Annotated in this window: 15 protein-coding genes; 8 read left to right on the top strand and 7 right to left on the bottom strand. The window is 57.1% G+C overall.

The annotated features are described in order from the left end of the window. Window positions 1-1,373 precede the first annotated feature (1,373 nt). Window positions 1,374-2,675, bottom strand: coding sequence for an MmgE/PrpD family protein (locus tag HIJ39_RS14590; protein WP_169100976.1), 1,302 nt, complete (start codon window positions 2,673-2,675; stop codon window positions 1,374-1,376). Window positions 2,676-2,697: 22 nt separating this feature from the next. After that, window positions 2,698-3,438: an IclR family transcriptional regulator domain-containing protein gene (locus tag HIJ39_RS14585; RefSeq protein WP_207711693.1), complete on the bottom strand. Its 741-nt coding sequence runs from the start codon at window positions 3,436-3,438 to the stop codon at window positions 2,698-2,700. Window positions 3,439-3,670: 232 nt separating this feature from the next. Here HIJ39_RS14585 and HIJ39_RS14580 point away from each other — a divergent pair, with 232 nt between their 5' ends. The 3 genes from HIJ39_RS14580 to allB all read left to right on the top strand — a co-directional run bounded on the left by HIJ39_RS14580 (window position 3,671) and on the right by allB (window position 7,836). Then, on the top strand, window positions 3,671-5,125 hold the full coding sequence (locus HIJ39_RS14580; RefSeq protein WP_169100972.1) for a cytosine permease: 1,455 nt from the start codon (window positions 3,671-3,673) through the stop codon (window positions 5,123-5,125). A 62-nt stretch (window positions 5,126-5,187) separates the two neighbouring features. Continuing rightward, window positions 5,188-6,429: a Zn-dependent hydrolase gene (locus HIJ39_RS14575; protein WP_169100970.1), complete on the top strand. Its 1,242-nt coding sequence runs from the start codon at window positions 5,188-5,190 to the stop codon at window positions 6,427-6,429. An 18-nt stretch (window positions 6,430-6,447) separates the two neighbouring features. After that, complete coding sequence (allB, locus tag HIJ39_RS14570; protein WP_169100968.1) at window positions 6,448-7,836, top strand: allantoinase AllB; 1,389 nt, start codon at window positions 6,448-6,450, stop codon at window positions 7,834-7,836. A gap of 409 nt (window positions 7,837-8,245) precedes the next feature. Here the strand turns inward: allB and HIJ39_RS14565 are convergent, their stop codons facing one another. The 4 genes from HIJ39_RS14565 to tnpA form a co-directional block, all read right to left on the bottom strand. After that, complete coding sequence (locus tag HIJ39_RS14565) at window positions 8,246-9,694, bottom strand: glycosyltransferase family 2 protein (protein ID WP_169100966.1); 1,449 nt, start codon at window positions 9,692-9,694, stop codon at window positions 8,246-8,248. An 89-nt stretch (window positions 9,695-9,783) separates the two neighbouring features. After that, the gene (locus HIJ39_RS14560; RefSeq protein WP_169100964.1) at window positions 9,784-12,825 is read right to left on the bottom strand and encodes a beta strand repeat-containing protein; all 3,042 of its coding nucleotides are present in this window, start codon (window positions 12,823-12,825) and stop codon (window positions 9,784-9,786) included. Window positions 12,826-12,898: 73 nt separating this feature from the next. Further along, window positions 12,899-13,036, bottom strand: a complete 138-nt coding sequence (locus HIJ39_RS24230; protein WP_243239712.1) for a hypothetical protein — start codon at window positions 13,034-13,036, stop codon at window positions 12,899-12,901. A gap of 412 nt (window positions 13,037-13,448) precedes the next feature. Further along, window positions 13,449-13,865 (bottom strand): IS200/IS605 family transposase, encoded by a 417-nt coding sequence (tnpA, locus tag HIJ39_RS14550; RefSeq protein ID WP_169100960.1) that lies wholly within the window; start codon window positions 13,863-13,865, stop codon window positions 13,449-13,451. A gap of 51 nt (window positions 13,866-13,916) precedes the next feature. Between tnpA and HIJ39_RS14545 the strand changes: the two genes are divergently transcribed. Continuing rightward, window positions 13,917-14,963: an RNA-guided endonuclease InsQ/TnpB family protein gene (locus HIJ39_RS14545; RefSeq protein ID WP_169100958.1), complete on the top strand. Its 1,047-nt coding sequence runs from the start codon at window positions 13,917-13,919 to the stop codon at window positions 14,961-14,963. Between the two features lie 180 nt (window positions 14,964-15,143). Here HIJ39_RS14545 and HIJ39_RS14540 read toward each other — a convergent pair whose 3' ends face one another. After that, a complete protein-coding gene (locus tag HIJ39_RS14540) occupies window positions 15,144-15,587 on the bottom strand; it encodes a MarR family transcriptional regulator (RefSeq protein ID WP_169100956.1) in 444 nt (147 codons plus the stop codon). A 1,186-nt stretch (window positions 15,588-16,773) separates the two neighbouring features. Here HIJ39_RS14540 and HIJ39_RS14535 point away from each other — a divergent pair. From HIJ39_RS14535 to HIJ39_RS14520, 4 genes are all read left to right on the top strand, one after another. Next, on the top strand, window positions 16,774-17,859 hold the full coding sequence (locus HIJ39_RS14535) for a helix-turn-helix domain-containing protein (RefSeq protein WP_169100954.1): 1,086 nt from the start codon (window positions 16,774-16,776) through the stop codon (window positions 17,857-17,859). Window positions 17,860-17,965: 106 nt separating this feature from the next. Continuing rightward, window positions 17,966-18,151 carry a helix-turn-helix domain-containing protein gene (locus tag HIJ39_RS14530; protein WP_169100952.1) on the top strand — a complete coding sequence of 62 codons (186 nt, stop codon included), beginning with the start codon at window positions 17,966-17,968 and terminating at the stop codon, window positions 18,149-18,151. After that, window positions 18,144-18,947 carry a ParA family protein gene (locus HIJ39_RS14525; protein WP_169100950.1) on the top strand — a complete coding sequence of 268 codons (804 nt, stop codon included), beginning with the start codon at window positions 18,144-18,146 and terminating at the stop codon, window positions 18,945-18,947. Before HIJ39_RS14530 ends, HIJ39_RS14525 begins: the two co-directional genes overlap by 8 nt. Then, the gene (locus tag HIJ39_RS14520) at window positions 18,920-20,101 is read left to right on the top strand and encodes a ParB/RepB/Spo0J family partition protein (protein WP_169100948.1); all 1,182 of its coding nucleotides are present in this window, start codon (window positions 18,920-18,922) and stop codon (window positions 20,099-20,101) included. Before HIJ39_RS14525 ends, HIJ39_RS14520 begins: the two co-directional genes overlap by 28 nt. Window positions 20,102-22,285 lie beyond the last annotated feature (2,184 nt).

Genomic DNA, 22,285 nt, shown 5'->3' with positions numbered 1-22,285 from the left:
TAAGATGAGGAATTTTCTAACAAGTGTACGGTGATTATCATAACATGGAACAGTGGGATGATACAACATTTCTCAATAAATCCATACTTTGTGAAACATCGTTCTCTGTCGGCAACGACGAAATCGTCTCTTTCCCGACACTGATACGTTTTTGGAGTGCGAAGGATTTTTGGGATGCTTCTTGACCCTCTTGATTTGAAACATCATTCCGCTATCCCACCTGTATGGCCAAATGCCGTGCCCAGAGGCTTAGGGGCATTAATCGTATGCGTCAGATAGTCCTGGCCGTGCGGTGAGGACTATTTGACGCATACTTTTTTCAGAAGATCCTGTAATACGCTCTTTCTCCCCGAGCAGCTTGTTCAGGCGTTCGTTTTCATCAGCAAGGCTCAGTGCATCGGGATCCGGATGGACCCGACGCTTCGCCTCGCGAACCCACCGGGGTACCGTTTCCGGTTTGAAAGGCCGTTCCGACGTCGGACAATTGTGGTGTGGATCATTTCGTGGATGACATTCGGTGGGCAAGACCATAACCACGTTTCTGCCAACCCTTTTGGTAAGCGAAGGCTTTCCGGCGGTACACTGCCTATTACATTCCACGCTTATTAACATTGGAGGCCTTGTCGGTGCGATCCTGGCCTCGTCATTCGCAACTGTCGTTCCCCGCCGAGCGGTGTTGGGGGGAGGTGTAGTACTGGCAATTGGAATCGCTCTGTTATTTAGCGCCGCTCATGGTCATACGGCCATCTTGCTATTAGGCGGACTTATGCAAATGATGTTTATATCTTGCTAAACACCTCGACTTGGCTATACTCCCCCGAACTTTACCCGGCACGTGTCCGTGCCTTTGTTACAGGAGCGGCCGTAGTCGTTGCACTTGTGTCGGCCACGTTGACCCCCCCTAATCACCGGACCGTTGTTTTCGTCTTTCCAGGAACTGGGTTGTTAGGACTGATAGCCGTTATATACGCCATCATGGCTGTTGCCATGCCCGGGTTCAGCACCGAGACGCGCGGAAAGAGTCTGGAACAGTTGACGGAAAATCCCCGGGATCTCAACGTACGACTCACACCATTGCCGGCTACTTTTCGCGACATACCGTCCCGTCCCATGAGTTCACGGTAATACCTCCGCCGGGAGCGACACGGGTAAGCCACACAATCGAGGTAGGCTGACGCACCTCGATACTACCCTTCTGAAGTGATAAAAGCGCCAGCGAGTACGTTATTAGGGGTCGGGGCGCTCTCACGTCCCGTACGATTGGGTGTATCTCGCCCCAGGAGAAAAGGGACCTTCGTTTCTACAATTACCTCCGCAAGGAGAGGAGAAGGAAATCTAGGGAGTCCGAATGCCGCACAATGGAAAAATTTCCTTCAGTCGGCCTTAGTCAAGAGGTCTTCCAGCCAGGTTTGAACGAAACGTCTCACGTCCGACACGGTGAGATCGGCGGGGTCGCTTGGCAACTTCCCTGGATAATCTCGGAGTAAGGTCGCCCATTTCTGTGCCAAATCCTCCGGAGGGTGCGGGCGATCCCATTCGCCACGTGGCAAAGATACCTCGACCGTGCGTTCTGACGCATCAACGAAGCGTATGGTGACCCGCACAGCCCTAATGGCAGGAAGCTGACGGGTCATTTCTTGGGACTCCATGACATGAACCCGATGCAACCAAGCACGATCCATGGCCGATAATTCGAGCGGCTCGTGAAACGCCTCAAAATCACGAGCGCGACGGTCCACGGCACAGAGTACCGCATAAGGAATGGAAAACTTACTACTTAGCGTGTTCCACGGCACTCCGGATAGCATGGAAGCCGGCGCATACGTTTCCACAGTAACTGCATCAACCTCGGAGCGGTCAAGTCGACGTTCCTCGCCAATCTGTTCAACAGCCTCGATGGCGCCGTGGACGTAACGGCATGCTGCGACGGTTTTGAAATAGTTCCTGGTGATTGCATAACGTGAACCCAGTCCCTCCGCGATACCTTCACCATGCCAGTCTGAAAAGAGAGTCTCCGTCGGGGAAAAGATACCGGTGACGTCATCTTTCCATTCGCAAGCAAGTATACCGAAGAAGGCGCTGAGTCCAGCATAGAGATTTCGAACGGTACGCCCTTCAAGCGGGGCACTAAACGCCGTAGCCAATCCGGTTCCGGCGGCTAAGTATACTGCATCCCGTAAGCTACCCTGCGCACCGGTTAACACCGCCCGGGCAGCCGCGGCTCCGATTGTGCCCCACGTACCGTGCGGATGGGATCCGGGCCGCGGCACGCCAGCACTGGCGATACGCGCCGCCACTTCGTACCCGGTTATTAATGCCGTGAGAACATCATGCATTGTCCTCTCAGGAGCCTCAGCCAACGTCGCCATGACGGTCGGAATAACATGTGACGCGGGGTGCCCCATGCTCTCTCGATGGCCCTCATCAAGCTCCTGCGCGACGGCGGCAACTCCAAGCACTAACGCCAGCCACCAGGGGTCGCTGAAAGTTCCTCTCCGCTGCACCCATCGGGCAAGCCCAAGGACCTCGCGCTCGTGCCTGCCAGCCCAAAGTACCGCCAACTGGTCCATCAACACCATGCGAGCGTGGGCGACAACGTCCGCCGGGAAATCTTCGTATTTGACCCGTTCGGCCCACTCCAAGAGTGCTTCTAAACTTTTTTCCGATTCAAGCACGGATATCCCTACCTTTCATTGATTAATAATCACCAAGGTCTTCTTCCATTCGAGACACCATGTCCCGAAGGGTGGATACGTGGTTTGTCGGTGCGAAGCGGAACTCCGGACCCACAACCGACACCGAGCCAACCAATCGGCTTCCCCACCGCAGTGGAACGGCCAATGCCGCAACGCCCTCGTCCACTTCCCCGTGGCTAATGCAATAGCCGTCATGGCGAATCTGGACAATTTGGCGCTGAACGTCATCCCAGCACTGTGGCCCATGGGTCGACGTCGGAACGAATGGCGTCACGTGCTGATAATCAGCCAGGACGTCATCCGAAAGATAAGCCAGCAATACTTTCGCCGAAGCTCCAGCATACAACGGATGCCGCGTCCCCGCCGTAAACGACCAACGCACCGCACGCGGCCCTTCGACCGCCGCTAGGGCGAAGGCATGCGGCCACCGAATCACGGTCAATACGACCGTCTCCTGTATGGCATCCGCGATACTGGATAGCACATCTCGACAAGCGACACTTTGGAGGTGCTCTTCGGCTCGACTGCGCGATGTTTGGGTTAGATAAAGCCCGGGGACGAAACCTCTGGACGTTTGTTCGATAAATCCTTGGTCTCCGAGCGTCTTCAATAAGCGATACGTCGTGCTCCGCGGCATATCTAATGTTTGGATAATTTTCTGAGCCGGCACCGGGTTTTCCGCCAGCTCCACGACGCGCAAGATTCTAAGGCCCATCGCTAAGCTTTTCATCACTTCCGCCACAGTCGTACAACCACTCCCTTTATGAGTCTCACTTAATGAGACCATGGACATCGCCCAAATCTTTATGAAGCAGACACTAACATCAACGCAGGAATTATCGATTTGGAGTCGAATAGTATTCTATCGTCAGACGAAATCAATTATTTCAAATCTCATTATATGAGACTCACAACGTTGCGGGCAACTGTTTGGCGGGAATTACGCGCCCTAGAAAGAAAAGGTGGGATGACCTGTGGCCGCAGTAGAACAATTCGATCCCGTACTCTCAAACCCCGACCTGAACCCGACTCCCATGGATATTCGGAACTGGAATTGGTACAACTTTTTCGCACTCTGGATGGGCATGGTTCACAACATCTTCAACTATAGCGTCGCCGCTGGACTTCTTGTTCTCGGCATGAATGCATGGGAAGCACTCTTCACGATTTTGGTCGGCAATCTGATCCTCCTGGGCATCATCGTGCTGAATGCGGAGTTCGGCTTGCGCTTTGGTACGCCGTTCCCGGTGGCCGTTCGGGCCTCATTCGGAGTCTTCGGAGCCAACGTCGCTGCCTTAATCCGTGCCCTCGTTGCCATCGGGTGGTTTGGCATTCAAGGCTACCTCGGCGCCCAGGCTCTCAGCGTTCTGATCGGCACCGTGGCACCCGGTTGGCATGAATTTACCGTTCACATCCCCGTGTTGGGCATTCCCATTAACCTCTTGGCCGCTGTGGTCGTATATTGGATTTTGTTCGGTCTGGTGGTCTTTCACGGAATGGATGCGGTCAAGCGATTCGAAAATTGGGCCGGGCCTTCCGTGTTAATTCTCATGCTGTTTTTGTTTGGCTGGGCCCTCAAGTCAGCCCATGGATTCGGCCCCATCTACAGCCAGCCGAGCCACTTTACGGGAATCGGCTTCTGGCCTGCCTTCTTCGCCGGGATTACAGGCATTATCGGCGCTTTCGCGACCATCGGTCTGAACATCCCTGACTTCACGCGCTTTGCGGTGTCGCGCAAGGATCACATCCTGGGCCAAGCCTTGGGCCTTCCGTTGATGCAGCTATTCTTTGCCATTTTGGCAGTCACCATCACTTCCGCCACCATCGTTGTGTACCATCACGCCATCTGGGATCCCGTCACCCTCATCCAGAAGTTCAAGAATCCCGTCATTGTCTTCCTCGGGGCACTCATCCTGATGGTCGCCACCCTCTCGGTCAACGTCGCGGCGAACATCGTGTCTCCCGCGTACGACCTCTCTAACCTTGTCACCAAACACATCAACTTTAAGCGCGGCGCGCTGATCACCCTGATTGTGGCTTTCGTCATCATGCCTTGGCGCCTATTGGTCAACGCCAACACGATCTATGACATATTGGACGTGGCAGGTGCCGCCATTGCGCCCGCGACAGCCATCATGATTGTGGACTTCTGGTTTATCCGCAAGCAGCACATCGTGACCAATCAGCTTTATTCCCGCCATGGAATTTATCGATATTACAAGGGCTGGAACTGGCGCGCACTGGTGTGTTTGGCCGTAGGACTTTTCTTGGGTGGAGCCGGCGTATTAATCCCAGCATTTGCTGGTCTGTACAAGTACTCCTGGTTTGTCGGCTTATTCGCTGCCGGCATCCTATACGCCATCTTGGGGACGGTGTTTCCCGTCGCGCAGGATGTCCCCGAGTCATCGACAGCATCGAGCGTATCCTAGTCGGCTATGGTCAGTGGACCGTCCATCACGACTATTGCTCCTCACCGTGAAAGGAGGTAATCATGTCACTCCACATCGACTCAAACCGGGTCTGGCAAAACCTCATGCGCTTAGCCGAATTCCGCGACGCGGCCTACCCCGGTTGGACCCGACGTCCGTTCACCAAGGAATACCAAGCCGCCCGTGGGTGGCTCCAAGATTTAATGGGATCCGCCGGACTGGAAGTCACGTTGGATCCCGGAGCCAACCTCGTCGGATCGCATGCGGGGTCTGTCCCAGCACAATTGGTGGTGGGATCCCATATCGACACCGTCATCGGTGCCGGCCGCTTCGACGGGATGCTCGGGGTCATCGCCGCCATCGAGTGTGCCCGCGTTCTTCATGACGCCGGTTGGCCCTTAAGGCATGGTCTGCGAGTCTACGACTTTCTGGCGGAAGAGCCGTCCCCCTATGGAGTATCCACGGTGGGAAGCCGGGCTGTTAGTGGTCATCTTCCCGCCAATCTGCTCTCCCTCGAGGATTCGCGCGGCGAGACATTGGCCGATGGCATTCGACGTGCCGGAGGCGATCCGTCGGCCCTCGGACGACCGCTACTAACTGGCGAAGACGTGGCGGCGTACCTTGAGCTTCATATCGAGCAAGGGCCTTACCTTGAAACGCACAAGCTTCCTCTCGGGATAGTCACCGGTATCGTCGGCATCCGACGATACCGTGTCACGATACACGGCTCGCCCGGACATGCGGGGACCACCCCCATGGACACACGGCGCGACGCGTTAGTGGGAGCCAGTGCGGTAGTCACCCGCGTGCACCAATGGGCCTCCGAGCAGGTGGGCGACCTTGTCGCCACCATCGGACAAATTGAAGTCCAGCCTAATGCGCTAAACGTCATTCCGGGCACCGCTACTCTCGGAATCGAAGTGCGCGCGTTGGATGGTATGCGGCTCGACCGGTTTGCAACGTTCCTCGAGAACCTTGTTCATGGCCTTGGAGCTGAGCACAATGACGAGGTATCTGTGCGCGAAACGACCCGCGAAGAACCCGTTTTGATGAATGCTGCCGTCCAGCGTATTATGGCTAACGTTTTTCAGGAGGCAGAGTGGGCGCATGTCGAACTGCCAAGTTGGGCGGGTCATGACACCGTCCAGATGGCGCATGTAACGCCTCATTGCGGGATGATTTTCGTGCCCAGCCGCGGTGGGCTAAGCCACTGTCCCGAGGAATGGACCGAGCCCCAGGACGCCGCCCTGGGCGTGGAAGCTCTGCTACAAACCATTCTGCAACTGGATCGCGAACTCAACTAAAACGAAGGGGTGCTAAGAATGCCATCTTATGAACAAATATTACGAAGCCACACGATCGTTCTGCCCGATGGTCCGATCGATGGATGGATTGGCATTAACGATGGTGTCATTGCAGCTTTGGGCTATGGGGATCCGAATGACGCGGATGCGGACCAACTCGACGACCTCAGCGATTACGTGGTTCTGCCCGGTGTTATCGACACGCACGTTCACATCCGCTACCCAGGGCATCCCGAACGCGAAGACTTCGTCACCGGTTCCGCTGCAGCCGCGGCCGGGGGCGTGACGACCATACTGGAAATGCCCATATCTGTCCCCCCCACGTGGAACGTCGACCTCTTTGAAAAGCGGGTGGACATGGCTCAGGGTCGCACCCATGTCGACATCGGGTTTTACGCCGCGGGGGGGTACCAAGCGATTCCGCATATCGGCCAATTGGCTGAGGCAGGTGCCGTCGGGTACAAAATCTTTCTACACCGCCCGCAAAAAGGTCGAGAGCACGAGTTCGAGGGTTTGTGGGCAGTCGAAACCGGACATATCGTTCAAGTTTTTGAAGCGATCGCCAAAACCGGACTCAAAGCGTGTGTCCACGCGGAAGACGACGAACTCTTGCATTATGCGCAAGAGCGCCTGGAACAGCAACATCGAACCGACCCCCTCGCCCATGTCGAGGGCCACCCCTTATTGGCGGAGACGCTGTCCGTCCAACGGGCCATAATGATTGCGAAACACACCGGGGCACGGCTCAGCATCTGCCATCTCAGTTCGGGGACGGGCGCCGATCTGGTGCGGCGTGCCAAAGCAGACGGGGTCCCGGTCACAGCTGAAACCTGTCCCCACTATCTTACACGAGTAGACACCGATATGAATGCATACGGTGCTTACGCCAAGATTAACCCTCCGCTCCGGAGCCAATTCGAACAGGATTTACTGTGGGCAGCCATACAGGATGGTACCGTTGACTTTATCGGTAGTGATCACGCGCCATACACGCGGGAGGAAAAGGAGCGCGGACGTGAATCGATTTGGGCAGCACCCGCCGGATGCCCCGGACTCGAAACCACGTTGCCCCTGCTATTGAACGGCGTCACCGCGGGCCGCCTTGCTTGGACCGACTTAGCCCGTTTAACCGCGTCGAAAGCCGCTGACGAGTTTGGCCTGGCGAGCAAAGGTCGGATTGCGCTTGGGCGGGATGCTGATTTCGCCGTAGTCGAAATGACGGACACCACGATAAAAGCCCCCACGATGCAGACAAAGAGTCGCGAAACCGCGTTGATATATGATGGCCAACCGGTTGCCGGTCGAGTCGCTAAGACCTATGTCCGCGGGACGCTCGTGTACGATGACGGACATGTGATCGGCGATGCTAGACATGGTAAGGTCCTGCGATCGAGGCGCCACCAATAGCCGCCTAGCAAAGACCTGGCAATTTCTAAATGAAGCGGCCTCGCACCTCAGAGGCCGCTTCCCTCTCGCAGCGCTTTCACCAAGACGCATGAACTCGTATCACTCCCCATTGCACGGTGCCACATTTGGAGCAATTCCGTCATAGCGGGTTTCTCTTGGGTCGCGAACCCCCTCAGAACCGGACGTGCGCAATTAACGTATCCGCCTCCCCAAAACACTCAACCTCAAATTTCCTGGCGGTTGCGTCACCCGCGCCGATAGGAGCTGGAACCACGGTTTCCTGGCCCACTCTGACCATACACGCGGGCTACGCTGGCTCCGGCATCCGAGCGATTGCCACCACGCACTATAAATAATTAAGCTGACGCAAAAAGCGAGAACCGCCCCGGGGGGTTCTCGCCAGAGTACTTTACGTCTGGTTCGATTGGGCAATGCGCCGAGACTCTTCTATAATCCAGGATATTTGCCGTTTCACCCCATCGTGATCCGGATACTTCAAATTCAACTCCTTATAGAGTGCCAGCGCGTCACTCCAGCGTGCCTGCATTTTTGACGCATCGGCTTCCGTCAAGACCGCAAGCAAATGGGGTACCTCGGTAGAGACGGACACGATTCCCCGGTATCGGGGCGCCAGTGCCCGGGCCTGACGGGACCAAGCCACCGCGTCCTTCAACCGCTCATCGGCCTGCAACAATGCCACCTGGCCTCGCCAATACCAACCGGTTGGAAATTCGGGGTGGTGCGTGGTCATTCGCTCAGCTACGGCCCGGGCCTCATCCAGCCGATGCAGTCGCACGAGGGCTTCACAGAGCACGGCACGAACCTCTGGCAGTCTGCCATAACTGGTGTCCGATGCTGACACGACCTCAGCCCGCGACAGCGCTGCGACCGCCCGCTCCAGATGTCCCCCGATATAGAGGTCCCGGCCTAGAAATCCCCACGCGGCGGCGTTTTGCGGCTCATCAGCCGTCCATTGCTCGAGCAGCCGGACGTTGCGCTCAATCTTGCCCCGCCGTTCCATGGCAGGTGCATCGTAGCCCCAATGATTAAGTCGGATTCGTACCGCCGGGCGCACCGCGACCGGCCGCTGGCCGCTATCGACATGGACGACCTGCTCATGAATCCGACCACGCCATGTCCACCCCCGTCCTAAAGGATACATCCGCGTGGTGTCGTAGTTGGGCTGCACGGACGAACCGATGTAATTCACTTGACCAATCCGTACCAGCACATCGGGTCGCACCCCATCAAACAGGCCTGCAACGATGCGCGGAACGGCGATATCCTCGTGATCCAGAAACTCGTCGGCGTCCACCCACAGTACCCAGCCGGTATTGCCAAGTTCTGTCTCCGCCGCACGCCGCGCACGCCCAAAATCGTCCTCCCAGTCCGTTTGCACAACCACGGCACCCTCCGACTCCGCAATGGCGACGGTGTCATCAGTCGATCCGGTATCGACCACCACGACCGAATCCACCGCCGGCCGCAACGCTCGGATGCACCGGCCAATGTTCTCCGCTTCATCACGTGCCAATATAGCGCCCACCACGCGCACCGGGGGCACGGACAATAAATCATCTAACCACAGGGGGATACCCCCGACTTGTTGATCCTTTAAACGGTTGATCGCGCGTGGCACCCAGGCCGCCTGAGGGTCTAGAATCCATGCCCGCTCAAAACAGCGCCACGCCGCGGGGCCTTGTCCCTGATGTTCTAAGGCCTCCCCTAAAAAAACCCAAGCTTGCGCCTCAACCCGGTTGCGTCCCAATACCTCCCGGCACACGGTCTCGGCGCCACGCCAGTCTTGCTGTCGAAGCGCCTGCTCGACTTGATGACGCCACTCCATGCTGTTGTCCAAAACACGCGCCTCCCTCCAGAAATCGTCCAATTCACGCAAAGGGGAACAGGGCCCCCAAGAGAGGCCCTGTTCTGTTTTGTCCCTCAGGCTTAAGGTTCTTGCACCATCAGCGGGTACGTCACGGAGACTCCGTTGGAGAACGTAACCTTCGCGTTAAGCTGCACCTCTTGCGGAGACGCCAGGGTCCACGAACCCACCGAGGCTTCCGTCGCAACCGTGAAGTACGCCGAATCGGTGTTGGTGCTGTTGGTGTCGTACGATCCGCCGTTGACCGACAACGTCACCGTCGAACCGCTCGGTCCCTGAATATTCAACCCGACGTACGCATGGCCCAACTGGGACCCTGCTCCGGGGGTCTCCTGCGACAGGTCTACGTACGTGTAGGTGCCGCTGACAGCTCCGGGCCATACCGCCAAGGTGTCGCCCGACGTTGCGGAGGTCGCGGTTGACCCCGAGGGGGCAGCCACGGCCGAGTACAGGGCGGGCGGCGTTACCGCGAAGACCCCATTGTTGTATGAACCGAAGTCGGACGCGCTGCTGGCGTACGTCGCCGAGACCGTCTGGCCATTCAAGGTGAAGTAGGCTGTGCCGCCTGCCTGGTTCGCCAAGCCAGATTCATTCGCGGCCGTGGTGGATATGGCCCCAGAGCTTAACGAACCGACGGTCACGGTGAAGCTCACCGGAGCCACGGTCGGGTTGGAGGCATCCGTCACGGTGATAGTGGCCGTACCCTGATCTCCGCCAATCAAGGAGAAGGTCGCCGAGGTACCACTGAAAGAAGTTGCGGCTACCGACAGCACGCCGCCCGACGCTGGGGTCGTGGCGGACGAACGGACCATCACTACCGACGGGTTCGAGGACGTGACCTTAAGGTTGTCCGTCGCTGTCTGCGCCTGATCCACGCCATTTTCTTCAAACAGCGTGAACGTCCCGGTCCCAAGACCATTCAGGCTCACACCCGAGCTCGGAATCAGCGCGCTAGCCGACGGGGCAGTCTGGGTGCCGCTGTACACGCCGATCTGCGATACATAGCTTGCCGGCGCTGTGACGATACCGGTCGCGTCGCCCGTCGTGAGGCCGCTGACGGAGGCACTCACCGTGTAAGCGCTCGTGCTTGCCGCCGCACCGGCATCCACGGTGACCGACGCCGCGCCGTTCCCGTTCAAGGTGGTGACGTAGGTCGTGGATCCGTTGGCGAACGTTGTGCCCGAAGGCGCTCCGCTCAACGTGAACGTAACGGCAGCCGAGCCATCGGTGGTAGCGTTCTTCGCCGCATCCTCCACCTGTGCCGTGTAGGTTGCCGTTCCGTTAGTCTCGACATCGCCAGGGCCGGTCACGCCCAACTGGCTCGCCTGACCAATTTCGAAGGTGTACGGAACAGTGACAGTTGAGCTGGTCAACGCGTCCTTCACGGTAATGGCCGCCGTACCGCTTTGCGCCGCGGTGTTGATAACGTCAAAGGTATACGTGCTCTGGCCGCTCGCGATGGACCCGCTGTAGGACCCGCTGTAGGACCCGCTGCTGGCAGGCAAAGCAGTGCCGGATGGTTGTCCCGTGGCGCTTGATGCCACGTAGTAGTACAAGTCACCGGTGGTGGCGTTGTCCGAGAGGGTCAACGCGTCGCCACCACTCGGGGCTGCAACCGTGTTACCGTTGATGTCCTCGAGGGTGACGGTGTATTGCGTGAATGTGGTACCCGAAGGCAGGGTGTCCCCACTGACAGTCAGGCTGCTCGTCAGGCTTCCGGTCGTGGCGGACACCGCAATCTTAGCCGGCTGTCCCACCGTAACCGCGTTGATCGAGGTTTGACCAGGGGTGACCCCAGGCGCAGAGGCCGTGACGGTAATCGTGCCTGTCAGACCCTGGATGCTGTAGACGTCTTCCGTGCCCGAGTATCCCGGCCAGACATAGACCGTCTGCGAGGTGGTGGCGCCCGATACGGTAGCCGCACTCGTGCCGAGAGAGCCCGGGCCGCTCAAGGTAACGGTCACGTCTTTCGCACCCTCGCCAGCATACGCGGAAGGAACCGGGTTGCCCGCCTGGTCTGTCAACGTAATGGTCACCGGATCATTGTTCGAGGAGTTTTCGGAGACCGCCTGCGACGATGCAGAGACTTTAATGCCCTGGATCGTAGGCGTCACCGCCGTGACCGTCGTCGAACCATAGCTAAACGTAGCCGGGGTCGGCGTCCCGTTACTCGCAACTAAATCATTCGTCCCGATGGCATCGGTGCCGGTGGTGCTGGCCGAGATCGTGAACGTGCCGACACCGTCTTTTATCGTGACAGTGCCAGTGCTCAACGAACCCGTTCCGCTGGTTACCGACACACTGACGGTACCGTTGTAGTCGGTCACGGTGTTGCCGTATTCATCGACGACAGCAGCGGTGATAGTGTCAGTGGCGACGCCGTCCGCAACCACGCTGGAGGATGCGGCACTCAACTTGACGCCTACCGGAGTACCCGCAGCAATCGTCAGGTTTGACACGTTGGACTTAACCTTCATGCCCCATTCATGATTGGCGTACTCGGTCGCGGTCAAGGCAAAGGCCTCAATCTTGTATGTGCCAGCCTTGGTTTGTTTGTAGGTGTAGGTAGGCGTCGAGGAATACGGGCCCTGAATCTGCCATGTGTTGCTGTCCGGAGCCTGTACCTTGAACTCGTACACGACGTTGTGCTTGCCATTCGTAGATGCAACGGCCGTTGCTGTGTTACCAGACACCACTTCCGTCACGCCCACAATCGGGTTCGTGGTCGAAGCCGGCTTCACCGCCACCACGTTTGAGGGCCGCTTCATGTTCCACTGCTTGTGGCCCAGTTCGTACTCGGTCATCGCGAAACCTTGGACATGGGTCGCCCACGACGGTGCGGTGTAGTTCGGGTTGGGTTGGTAGCTGCGGGTGATGATCCACTGGCCTTTGGAGTTCTCAGCCTTGAATTCGTACTCAACAACATAATGACCCGAGGTCTTCGCCATGGCGGTAACGCTGTCGCCCTTGGCGCTGACACTCAAACCGGTCACATAAGGGTTGCCCGTTGCCGCAAAGGCCGAAGCCGCCGGAACCATGGACAGCACCATCATGGTTGAACCCAGCGCTAACGGAGCTACCTTCTTCATCGTCTGCTTTTGCATCGACTTGCAAAAACCTCCTCATGATACCTAGTGCGCGCTGCATCTAGTTCTCACTGGTTCCCCCATTGGGGGTTTAATGCGTCCCGTCTCCACCCTTCGAGGCGGATGGAGGCGAGTCGGGATTCTCGGGCGCGACATTCGCAAAGTAGTTTTCTAGCGCCTCATTGACGATAGCCACTTGACTCTGGCCGGTCTCAAACGACCGTTTCATCAACTTCTCCTTCAACTCCGGCGTCAGACGGACTTGGAATGCTACGTACGCGCGAGACCTTCCGTAAAAATTCGCCACGACGTACCACCTCTCACCTCCTGCACCCCTTCCGTACAGGAGGGTGCTGCGGATTTAGACGCGAGGCCGTCCACAGAGTTTTGGTTCACGTGAAAGGTTGGCCATCAATCGACATCCCGAACGATAGCATGATGGGTTGATACCAACTTTCCATGAACCATTTCTATACTACATCGGAAAGTCCTGCATACAAAGCATTTATTTGTTAATTTTTTTGTCGAATAAGATACTAAGTATTCCTTGGGGGTTCCCGCGGGAATTCGAAACTTTTATCAGATGCGCCGTAAAACTCCGCCGTTCAGGGCGGAGATATAAGGCGCTCACACCGCAGGGGTCAATCTGGGGTTTCCTGTTGTTCAATGTATTGCCGAATGATGGAGAGGGGTGCTCCACCAGCCGATCCGGCAAAATAACTCGGCGACCAAAGGCTGCCGCCGCACAGCGCCTGCTCAATGCTCGGATAGTGCTTCTTACGGATCAAGCGGGACGAGACACCTTTGAGACTATTGACCAGTCGGGAAATCGCGACCTTCGGTGGGTAAGTGATCAGCAAGTGCACATAATCCCGCTCGCCGTCGAATTCCTCCAAGGTAGCTTCAAAGTCCTGGCACACGTCGGAAAATATGATGCGCAAGTCCTCCAAAATGTCCTTCGTAAAGACCAACCGCCTATACTTCGCTACAAAGACCAAATGCACGTGTAAGTGAAACACGCAGTGTCTGCCGGTTCTGTAGTCGTTTGTGTTTGCCATAGACCAAGCGTATAATAGACACAATACCATGTCAAACAAAGGGGGTGTCCCATGCAAGAAACGACCGTCTTCCCCTATCGCGTGTCCTTGTCCCCGACCGAGTGGGCGAAAGCATCCGATGCCCGTCGGGCTGCGGGAGACTTGTGGACCCGCCTGGTGAAGATCCACCGGTTCTGCCGTCGGCGGCATTGGCGATGGCCGACGGAGGCGCAACTCAAGGCGCATTTCAAACGCCGCTTCCCGCTGCACTCGCAAACCGTCCAAGCCCTCATCGAGAAGTTCTGTGCCACGATTGACGGGGTGCGCACAAAGCGGAAGCATGGCGACCAGCACGCCCGTTATCCCTGGCGGTTCCGACGGTACTTCAATCCCATCTTTAAGGGCCAAGCCCTGAAAATCGTCGGGCGGCAGTTGCTGCTGCCCCGCGGTCGGGGCCGCGACCCGATTCGGGTGCCGCTACCGGAAATGCCCGACGGACAGGTGGTGCAAGCGGAATTGGGGTTTGGCGAGATCTATCTGACCGTCACCCGCGAGATGCCTGATCCTGTACCCGTTCCCTCCAACAAGGCCGGCGGGCTGGATATCGGGGTCATTCACCTCGGCATGGTCTCGGACGGCAAAGAGGCGTTAGCGATCTCTGGCCGGGGGCTGCGATCCGTCAAGCAGGGCCGGGCCAAAGCACACGCCAAGCTGCAGAAAAAACGGGTCCGCACGAAGCCGGGGTCGCGACGCCGCCAACGCCTCAACCGCGCCCGCCAGCGCGTCAGTCGAAAAGCCAACCACGTGACGCGGAATGCCTTGCATCAGGCTGCGAATCAGATTGTCGCGTTCTGTCTCGCCACCGGCCTGACGATTCTGTACGCCGGAGACCTCCGCACCCTCAACCATAAAAAACGGCACCGCCGTTCCCGGCGGACCAATCAGGAGGTCGGGGTGTTGGAGTTTGGGCGCTTGGAACAGTATCTCGAATACAAGCTCCGGCGTCACGGCATTCGCTTGATCAAGATTAGTGAGGCGTACACGTCCCAAACGTGTCCGCAATGTGGTCACCTCACCAAGGGGGCGGGCCGCACCTATCGCTGTCGCGCTTGTGGCTAGTTTCGATACCCCTCGCCGTTCTACTGTCGAACGCCATGGACCCATGTGTCGCGTGAACTGAATGATGCGTTCGGCTCAGCAAATCGGTCACATTGGTTACGTACCACGGATGCGGCCGCTTGGAACCACCGTCACATTGTTCGGGGACCATACGCCAATGCCTCATCGGCGGCCCGAAGCTCAGGTTCGCTCATTTTCTGGAGTGACCAAGGCGTTCCACCGTGCCGAGACCCTGGTGGGGTCGGGAAGATCGGACGGCACCTCGACACCCCCCCCTCGTCCCGGCCGGGTCCCGGTCGCGATCTGGCTCAGCCAACGCGCGACGGCCCGCCGGCCGGCCGGTCGAATGACGATAATTTGTCGCCGCCGATCAGTCGGGTGTTTCGTGCGACGCGTCAATTTCGACGCTTCCAGTCGATCTAAAATCTTGGTCATCTGGCCTGTGGGGAATCCCGTCACCTGAGCCAGTTGCGTCGGCTGTAAAGGTCCCGTGCCCTCCAGAATCAAGAGCGTGGTCACATCCCAGGGGGTAAGATCCGTGTCGTGCGCGATGCGCAATATCTGCAGCGCCGTCAATGCAGTCCATTGGCGGAAGACCGAGGACGCCGTCTGTGTCTCATCCACTAGTCAACTCAATCCTTTCTTTGTGTAATGAAACGAACGCTTCCACCTAGACCTACCGCATTTCCCCGGTTTTCGAGGTCGATCTCCCCGTTAAATGCTTCCGTGATGTCGCCGCTGTCTCGGCGAATATCTACCGATGCGCATGCTATTCGACGGTAGAATGATGCCACGGGAGCAGCGATGTTGCATCATCCTGAGTTGGCATGGTGGAAGCGGATTAACACCGATCCCGGGGTTCATCGCTGATCCCGCCCCGCGCAAGTTTCCATGGTAAACCTCTATTGACGGCAACGACTCACGCTGACATCTATTCGCGACGATGCAAAAAAATCCTTGCTGCTCCTTGGGGACACAGCAAGGCCACCGGACACTACAAAACGTCGCCGAACGTCCAAAACTGAGTCTGTGAACCCTCAACAAGCACTAACGCCGCTCTATGGGCCCGAGGCGTCAGCGATATGGGACGAGGCTTAGACCGAGTGCCAGCTCACAATGTGAAGAAGGAGGTGAGGTCAGATCCCTTTTAGGCCGTCTGTTGTCTGGATGCGCCCCTGTTGGACAGGACTGTTCGCTATATAGAGAATGTATGTTTCTGTAAAAGACCCTTGTAGTACATATGTTCGCCAATCGCAAATTATGCCTGGTAGTTGGCATCTCATGGCGAGTAAGGTAGAATCGGGTTCAAGGCAGGGCTTGGCGTAACAACCAATATCTGCCAGGGGTCAAGGAAAAAGAGAGAGCAGCGCTTGCGACGCTGCCCAGTCTCCCTTGAGCCCGCTCACCACAACCCCCAGCGGTGAACGACTAGAGCAATGATAGCATAGCGATTTTATCGAGACAAGTCGTGGCCTTGGGGTGTCGTGGGAGCTCCAGGGTATTTTTGTACCCTGCACAAAAAGCCACACACGGCTGTTCCAGCAACCGTGTGTGAGTCCTCGAAAAAGGAGGTTTTTGTGCCGCTCCGGCGCCGATCTTGCCAATCGCTTGGTGGCAGTCCTTTTTGAAAAAGGCACTCCACCACGCCGGGTATGGGTTTTGTCTAGTTAATTTTAACAGTGGTAATGCGCCATTGTCAAATTAAGTGTGCCTAATTTGCGGCCTAACAACCATGAAAAACTCTGTCCTTCTTAGTGAAACGGTCGGCCTGCCCCACAGCATTCGACATCGGCTCGTTCGGGAAGACATTATGACCCGTCCAGATCTCACCCCGAGTGCTCAACGCGTCTTTGCGTTCTTCTGGCAGTGTACCCACCAACGTCGCCCCATGAAGCAGCTGTTCATGGGGGAAAAAACCATCGCCGCAGAAACCTTTCTTACCGTTCGCTCCGTACGTCGGGCCCTGCGCACATTGGAGGACGCAGGGCTACTCACCACCTACCATCGGCCCCGTCGGCATGCGATGCACGCCCGGGATCTCACCACGAATCGCTACGTTATTCATTGGCATCCCTACACGGCAACAGAAATCGACCCTATGGACGTTAGCCAAGCCCTCGTTCCAGAGTATGCACACAGCAGCAGCCTCGAGACCCCGTCCGCCACGGCCGATTTAGAAGTGCCGGCCGATGTGAGTTTCGTGTCCGGAGGGGAGAGGACAGGCTGTCCGGAGGGGTCGGCTTCGGAGACCCCGGAAACCCGCATGCCCATTGACAGCGAGAACACCAAGCCAGCGCCGATCGAAGATCCTGGTTTTAAACAAGAATTTGATCAACAAGACGGGTCCCCCGTGTGGCGATTTTCCACGCCGCAAGCTCTCCTGTTGTTCTTATTATCCCATCTCAAAACACGCGGCATCGGACCGGTAACGCTTAGAAAGTGGATACAGAGCTACTCACTGTCTCGCGTCGCCGAGGTGAGCCAATGGGTTCTATCGGCGCCTCAGGGCGCTATCAAGAACCCCGGTGCTTGGATGCGTTCCGCTCTAGAACATGAGTGGACAGCGCCAAGCTGGGTGCGCGAGGCGACACGGAAGCGTGCCCTGGCGCGCCAGGAACGAGAGTATCAACGAACTCTGGCCAGGAGAGCTAGACAAGAGGATGCGGCGCGGGACGAGATTCGCGAAGCCCGGGCGCGCGAGGACATCGTTTGGATGCAGTACGGGGCGCGTCTTGAGCAGGATCAAACCGTAGTCGCCAAAGCTACACGCTTAGCACAAGAAGCCTTGGGACCGGCAGCCGCCGCGCTTTTTCGACCGGGTACCGTCTTGTGGCGGCAATTTACCATGCGGGCCGGCGAAGAGCTCGGCATTATCGCCGCCGACGGGGTGGCCTAGTCCGCGGAGGAACGCCGGATCGGTTATTTCTTGTCTTGACATAAGCGGACGTAGCAGGAAAAAGAAAGCCACTAAGCGAATGAAGGACCCAAAGGAGGGACGGCCTTTGGGAAAATATTTGACCGTCGAAGAAGTGGCTGAGCAGCTGCAAGTGAGCTCACGAACGGTACATCGGTGGATTCGCGATGAGGGTCTTCCAGCGATCAAGCTAGCGCGCGCGGTGCGAGTCGACGCGGATGATTTAGCGGGATGGCTAGCGGGCCGCAAGACAGGTGGGCGGTCACATGCCTAACGTCTTAGTGCTGGCTAACCAAAAGGGTGGCGTGATGAAGAGTACGCTCGCGGTGAACTTGGCGGTGGGCTTCGCCCTTCGCGGCTACCGCACCTTGGTTGTTGATACGGATCCCCAGGCCAATGCGAGTTATAGTCTCGGCGTTGCCGCGGATGAAGACCATTGCCTCGCAGCGTTTCTGCGGAAGGGCCGAGCCATGGACAGGGCCATCATGACGGCGCAGGTGCTGCCGGATGTTGCGGTGGATGTTATTCCCGCGTGGATCTCTATGGGACTCGTTGAACGATGGCCGGATATTAAGTCCGCGCCCGACCCACACCAAATCGCCGAACGCGTGCGGGAACGCATGGCGGATTACGATTGGGTGCTGGTGGATGGCCCGCCGCATTTGGGGTACTGGAATCAGGTCGCCCTCGAGATGGGGGACAAGGTGCTCATCCCGGTTCCTCAAGCGGGGAATTACCCGCTTATTGGGCTGTTACAAATGCGGAGCACGATCGAGTCGGTGCAGATGCGGTCGAATCCCAGACTCCGGCTATTGGGTGTGGTCAGCACCCTGGTGGATAACCGCACATCCATGGGTCGGACGGCGCGCGAACGTCTAGAAGTCTTTATCAAGGATCCCAATTTGGTTTTTGAGACGCAGATCCCTCGGGCGACCTCGGTCGAGTGGTCGCAAGCGCATCAGGGGGCGAATTTATTCACGACGGCGCCACGCGAACCGGTCACTGTCGCTATCGTGAAATTAATGGAGGAGGTTGAAGCGCGGTGGCAAAAAAGCGCCCTAGCGCAATAGAATTGGCGCGCGCCGGAAGCACGGAAGTGGAACGGATGGCGGGACGCCCACCGTCTCAGGACAGCAATAAGTCTCCGGCTTCGGCAGCGTCGGTGATGCGTGTGGATAAGCAGGGTAACGCGGGCGTCGCGGAACCAGAGGCTGCGCAGGTGAAGCTCGAAAAAGTTCGTATCGACGCCGATGAGGCACGACGCAACCCCTCTTTGGACCCACAATTTGAAAGCGATGCAGCATCTGACGCAGCCCGGGCTTCGGTGGCGGGGAGTTCAGCGGTCGGGGATCCAGGTGACTCAAAGTCCGCGGGTGACGGAACAGAGATGCTTTACCAGTTGCCGCTCGATGCCATTCGCATTGGCGGAATCAATACGCGGGTAATTGATGAAGATGATCCGGCGTTTCGGCAATTGGTTGAGAGCATCGCGAAGGATGGGCAGTTGGAGCCGGTGTTGGTCGGGCGTGAAGGGGACGGATATCGCCTGATTGCTGGAGAACGTCGGGTAAGGGCCGTTCGGGCTGCTGGTTTAACCACCGTGTTGGCGAGGATTACAACAGCGCCGCGCGAGGAATGGTCTGGTCTGATGTTAATTGAAAACTTGATGCGAAAAGACCTGACCGTATGGGAAGAAGCGGCGGGCTATAAGGCGTTGTTGAGCATGGGGTTAACGCAAGAGGAAGTTGGTCGGCGCATTCACAAAGGGAAGACGCATGTCTCATTGGTGTTGAAAATCATGCGGAACCCCACCATTGTCGCGGCGTTGGAAGATGGAACCGTCACATCTGAGTCAATGGCGAAGGAGTTGGCCGCGCTTGTTGGCGACGATGGGCGGGAGATTGTTCCCGGCGGAGTGGAAAAGGCGATGGAGTTTATAGTTAAACGCAGCCCGACGGTTCATCAGTTGCGGGCGTGGATTCGCACATTCACGTCCGGATTGCAAACGAACGACCCGGCGCGCAGACCACGTAGTAACTCGCGGCGTGGTACATTTTTAAAGACAGAACAGATGCGACTGGACGCGGTGCTTGAACGTGTGTCGGAAATGTCTCCGATGGAAATTCAAATCTTAGCTAAGATCTACGAAGAGTACGCCGAGACATTACGGCGCGTGAGTGGCGGGAACTGGGCGCGCATTTCGGACGAAGAGACAACGGGATAAATTCGAAGATAAAACAGCGCCGAGCAATCGGCGCTGTTTTTTTGTGGTGCTATGGTGCTGGCGGTTCGACTTGTATCCGATTTGGATGTCACGGTGTTGGGAGTGAAAATGTACGCCGGAACTATATGAACTATATTTTGATAGCGACGCGTGTTGTGTGCAGTTGCCTGGTTTAGTGGGTGACGCACAGTGGATTATACGCCTTATCCCCTTTTCGGTCGGGTGTTTCGACGTCGAAACACGGTTTCTCGGAGCTGGGGAGCTCATTGTGGGTCGGGGTTTCGATGTTGAAACTAGAATTAGGAGCGTTAGGAACTGGGGCTCCGCCGGGGTTGTAAGACGCAGGGGTGGTTTCGATGTCGAAACTCACCCGTCGGCGTCGGGCGGGCGGTCGGGTATCCGAAGTGCTGATTTCGATGTCGAAAGACCCTGTTCCGTGAGGGTTGGGTGTCGGTGGCTTGGGTTTCGATATCGAAACCCTAAGGCGGGCGCTGCTCTATATATAAATGAAGCCCCGTGTGGGTTTACGTCCGGCCGGCCCGGAAGTTTCGACATCGAAAGTTTCGGGGAGTGGCGGGTGTCCGGTGGCGTGTACACCAAGGACCGCAGCGCCGCTGACTATGGGCTTGGCCTGGTCTGCTGGATCGAGGCAAGTCTAACGGGATCGGTATCCTCCTATTCATGATACGCGGTCTGTCACAGTGCTGTGTCGGTCTGGGTGCGACGCCCTTATATAGAGGAAAGTTTCGATATCGAAACAAGAAGGGGCTCATTTCGCTCCGGAGCCCGTTCGCCGGAAGCTCTTGAGCCCTTTTTTCGTGCCCGCCCACCCGTTCCCAGACCCGACTTTCGATATCGAAACCCCCGCGTTTTCTTCGAGTGGCCACCGGTGCTCTTGCACGGAGTACGGCTCGCTGTTTGGCGTAAGGGCTGTGTCTTCACGTCTAGAGGCACCTCCATAAAGATGGCTGCCCAGGTGCTTTGCCGCAATTTGGTTCACAACGGTTGGTTCACAACAGTAATGAAGAATCCCTAAACGGACAATAATTGAAACTCATTGTGCTATACGGCGCTTCATGTGTTTGTTACTTAAATTGCATTATCGTTAACGACCAAAGCGGTCTTATTTTTGGTTGCAGTGTGCAGTGGATTTATTAATTCATTATGACTGTGCGTTTATTTACACTCGGCGGTTAAAGTAATAATGACCGCACGTGAGCGAGAATGATTTCGGCGTAGCCGATCGCTGCCTGAGCGCCATTCTGCCTCGGATTGTATACCCAGGCTTGTTTTATGGCTTAGGACTTTACCGTGCATCCTCGGGGCGAGTGGGCGCTTCCCCAAAGGGAGACTTAGCCTGTCTTAGCAATTTATGGCGAGGATGGTCGGTTGTGTTCTAGACCCTATGCGCCCCTCGCCAGACTGCGGCCCCATAGCGGCGTCTCAGGCCGGGCCGCGTCCGATACCGAGACCTCCTAAGCCGCGGCGGAAATCCTTAGGCACGCTGAGGCTGGTCTTGGCGGAAAGATACCTTCGGGTGATGCGGCACGCCCCCTTGTCTTCTGGGAAGACTTGGAGCAGGGGAGGGGTCTTCTGTCGCCGGGTATGGGCACGAGGAGCCCGGCGCCCCTCCTTTAATTAGCGGCGTTGAGGATTTGGCCGCTGACGGGGGTTCCAAGTGCGGTTCTGAGGCGCCGTCTCCAGACCGAATTAGTCGGAATAGCGCGTATTCGCGGCCGGTGGGTTGTAGCGTTTGTTGGACGGTAGTTTGCTGATAGAACGCCATCCGGTGGGACTTCTTGGCGTGTAATGGATATTATGCGATCCTATAATAGGATATCCCCCTATCGGCTCGGTCTTGGCTTCGTTTTTGTACAGGGAACTAAAGTTGTTGACACTTGGGAAGTAAACCTGCTGACACTCCCCGTTTGGGAAGTAAAGTTGTGGACAGCAGCCCGAATCTGGCTGCGCTTAAGCGCGCATGGTTGCTATGCGGCTAATGCGCTCCCTCATAGATTAGTGTTTTTCTCCCGTATACTCGCTGATTCGCAGGATTTCGTGACTCACGATGTGCGCGGGATGGCGTGCGCAGCCTCCGAGAGCGTTCCAGACGCGAATTGGCGTAAGACGAACCAAAGCCGTGGGATCACGTCTTGATGAAACTATGGCACGGGATTCTCCCTG

This window comes from Sulfobacillus harzensis, assembly GCF_012933365.1.
Classification (GTDB): domain Bacteria; phylum Bacillota; class Sulfobacillia; order Sulfobacillales; family Sulfobacillaceae; genus Sulfobacillus_B; species Sulfobacillus_B harzensis.
The sequence above is the reverse complement of the archived record's forward strand: the minus strand, read 5'-3'. Positions and strand labels throughout refer to the sequence as shown.